Source organism: Streptococcus sp. 2154 (genome assembly GCF_013277255.1).
GTDB classification, from domain to species: domain Bacteria; phylum Bacillota; class Bacilli; order Lactobacillales; family Streptococcaceae; genus Streptococcus; species Streptococcus pseudopneumoniae.
The window spans coordinates 1-3,032 of the sequence record NZ_VMMK01000085.1 but is presented as its reverse complement, the minus strand read 5'-3'; the positions used below and the strand labels follow the sequence as shown (position 1 = coordinate 3,032).

The window sequence follows — 3,032 nt, the reverse complement described above, 5'->3', positions numbered from 1 at the left end:
TGCCTTTTCTACCTTATCAGGGAAACCGTCTCCGTCGGTGTCTTTGGTATCTGGATTTGACTTAGGATCGTTTGGATCTGTTCCTTTCTCTTTTTCTACCTTATCAGGGAAACCGTCTCCGTCGGTATCTACTGTTTCATTAGGTCCTACTGCAACATAGCGAGGATATCTTGAACGAGGCTGTACAATTCCAGCTACGACAGGTAATTGTGAAGCCACTACCCCATCTTGAACATCCGCTTCTATTTCCCACTTGTAAGCATTGTGAGAAAAATTTTCCCATGAATTGATACCAAACAGTAACTGATTTTTTTCTTTCCACTCAGTTGGAATATCGGAACCTGAACCAACCTTTCCTATTTTTTCCCAAAATTCATTCCATTTTCCTTCGTTTCTAGGGTCAAAATCAGGATTGAAAACTAATTCTCTTGTCGCACCAGGAAATTCATGCACTCCCAAATCGTGCACTAATTTCCACGGCAATCCCCCTCCCCCTGTTTTTCCATCAGAATTATAAGTTCTAATCCTAACCGTCCGATGATCCAAACCAGTTGGTAACCAAGCAGTAAGTCCTGGCCTAGCCCAGTATTCATAATTTTTATTGAAAAGTATTGTATATTTTACATGCTTGCCATTTTTTGATATCTCAGTTCTTACTTGTACTGATTGCTTAGCATACCCAACTTCTCTAGGTGTATCCCCAAGATAAGTCACATTATCTACCGTTTCAAAATGAGCAGAAACGGTAGATATATCACTGCCTAAAAAGGAGAGTCCTACCAACACAGAAGCCGCGCCAAATTTAAATTTTCTGAGAGAGTAGCGAAAGGCTTTCTCTCCACCTTTTTTCTTATTTTGTATCAATTTCAACAATTATTTTTCTCCTTATGTTCTAAGTAATTCTTTCTGTGAACTCCAAGGCCAGCCAGCCTTTTTCTGACTTCAGAAAGCCTCAAGTGTAGCCGTCTGCTTCCTGGGTATCAATGATGGCAAAGACTCCTACAGGGCAAAAACCATGCTCTGGATAGTCCAAGCCTGGTAATAAGCAGAGGTACCAACGCCTGTAGATACATACCAGGTGCTCCTTCATCGCTCAAACCGCCATTATGTTGGATGACAATCCTATCGATAGCTAAACGATTGTCATCGCTATTCATGATTTCTTCGTCGACATCAGCGATAAGACCTGAAAATAAATCACCATTTATCCGTTTTGTTTTAACCTTAATCACCTCCTAGTTATCTTCCTTTAGGTGTTGAAACATTGAAATCTGCACTCTTTCCATTTCTAAAAAACCATCTACTAGCTACTCAACCACATCCGTACTGGTTAGACCATAAGCTTGTTTAACAGTCTCCGTCTAAACTGAGTTTTCTTTCAAATGCACCGAGACAAACTCAAGTTTCAAGGAAGTTCCTGTCTTTTAAGCACAAAAACAAACCGGACCTTGAGTTGTTTTACGCTGTAAATTCCATTTTTTCATACTGCTTTCCAGTCAGGCTATTCTTTCCCTGACTATAGGTTTTCTTTTACCCCCTCGATTTTTCTTGCATTGGAGTAGAGTTTCCGCAGGCACACCCGCTTCTTTAGACTGGATGCCTTCCCACTTGATTATTTCGTCAGAGATTATCCCTTCACAGATCTTGACAAAGAATGTAAAAGGCTTGCTTTCACCTGCGTATTTATTTCTCAGTCAGACACTGGTAGAGAAACTTTTCTCGTTCTAAAAGTTGCGCTGCCTTCTGATAGGATATCCAGTGTTCCTTGCTATTATAAATACCAAGCAATCCCTCACAAAGCAACCCCATGCTTGAAAGCACAACAGAGACAAGGCGATAGTGATCGCCCGGCATGGGAATGGCACAAAAAATCGCAATCAAAAAACCGGAAACAATCTCAGCAATCTCCAAGACCTTGTAGCGTCTGCGATGCTGGAAACTTTTCCCCTGAAAGCAGGTGATTTGCTTTTCCAATCACTCTGTCATATAGACTTCTTCTGGTGTCATATAGAACTCCTCTCTGTTTTGTTTACCACTATCATAATAATACATAATAGAAAGTGAATCAACTTGTAGATTGTAAAACTAGACTTCCTGCAAAACTAGAATCCTAGTTCACGGTTGATAATGCCAGCAATCGAGTTCATTCGTAAGCCGAAGCGTTTACGATGATTTCGATAGGTTGTTGAAAACATTTTAAACGTTTTTACTTTGGCAAAAATATTCTCAATCTTGCTTCTCTCCTTAGATAGCGCATGGTTATAGGCTTTATCTTCAGCTATTAGCGGCTTGAGTTTGCTGGATTTACGTGGAGTTTATGCTTGAGGATATATCTTCATGAGCCCTTGATAAGCACTGTCAGCCAAGATTTTACCAGCTTGTCCGATATTTCTGCGATTCATTTTGAACAACTTCATATCATGACAATAGTTCACAGCGAGCTCCAAAGAAACAATTCTCCCTTGACTTGTGACAATCGCCTGAGCCTTCATAGCGTGGCATTTCTTTTTACCAGAATAATTCTCTAATTGTTTTTTAGGGCGATTGATTTTTACTTCCGTCGCATCAATCATTACCGTGTCCTCAGAACTGAGAGGAGTTCTTGAAATCGTAAAACCACTTTGAACAAGAGTTACTTCAACCCATTGGCTCCGACGGAGTAAGTTGCTTTCGTGGATACCAAAATCAGCCGCAATTTGTTCATAAGTTCGATATTCTCGCACATATTGAAGAGTGACCATAAGAAGGTCTTCTAGGCTTAATTTAGGTTTTCTTCCCCCTTTTGCGTATTTACATTGATAAGCTCTTTTTAATACAGCTAACATCTCTTCAAAAGTGGTACGCTGAATACCAACAAGACGCTTAAATTGTGCATCAGTTAGTTGTTTACTTGCTTCATAATTCATAGAACTATTCTACCATATTTTGTTTCGCAGGAAGTCTAATATATAAATAGCAACTTACGACTATTTACCCCACTGTACCTCCTATGAAGAATATACAGTCTAGTAATAATTATACCACCCCCCCCC

General features: G+C 39.8%; 2 protein-coding genes and 2 pseudogenes. All 4 read right to left on the bottom strand.

The genetic code is table 11. The annotated features are described in order from the left end of the window. On the bottom strand, positions 1-873 hold an 873-nt coding region (locus HT693_RS11765; RefSeq protein WP_172925196.1), incomplete at its 3' end, for a YSIRK-type signal peptide-containing protein. Between the two features lie 79 nt (positions 874-952). Continuing rightward, positions 953-1,090 (bottom strand): hypothetical protein, encoded by a 138-nt coding sequence (locus tag HT693_RS11380; protein ID WP_153300005.1) that lies wholly within the window; start codon positions 1,088-1,090, stop codon positions 953-955. 406 nt (positions 1,091-1,496) lie between these two features. Continuing rightward, positions 1,497-1,974: pseudogene (locus tag HT693_RS11375) on the bottom strand (DUF4231 domain-containing protein). A gap of 128 nt (positions 1,975-2,102) precedes the next feature. Continuing rightward, positions 2,103-2,906: pseudogene (locus tag HT693_RS11370) on the bottom strand (IS5 family transposase). Positions 2,907-3,032: the final 126 nt, after the last annotated feature.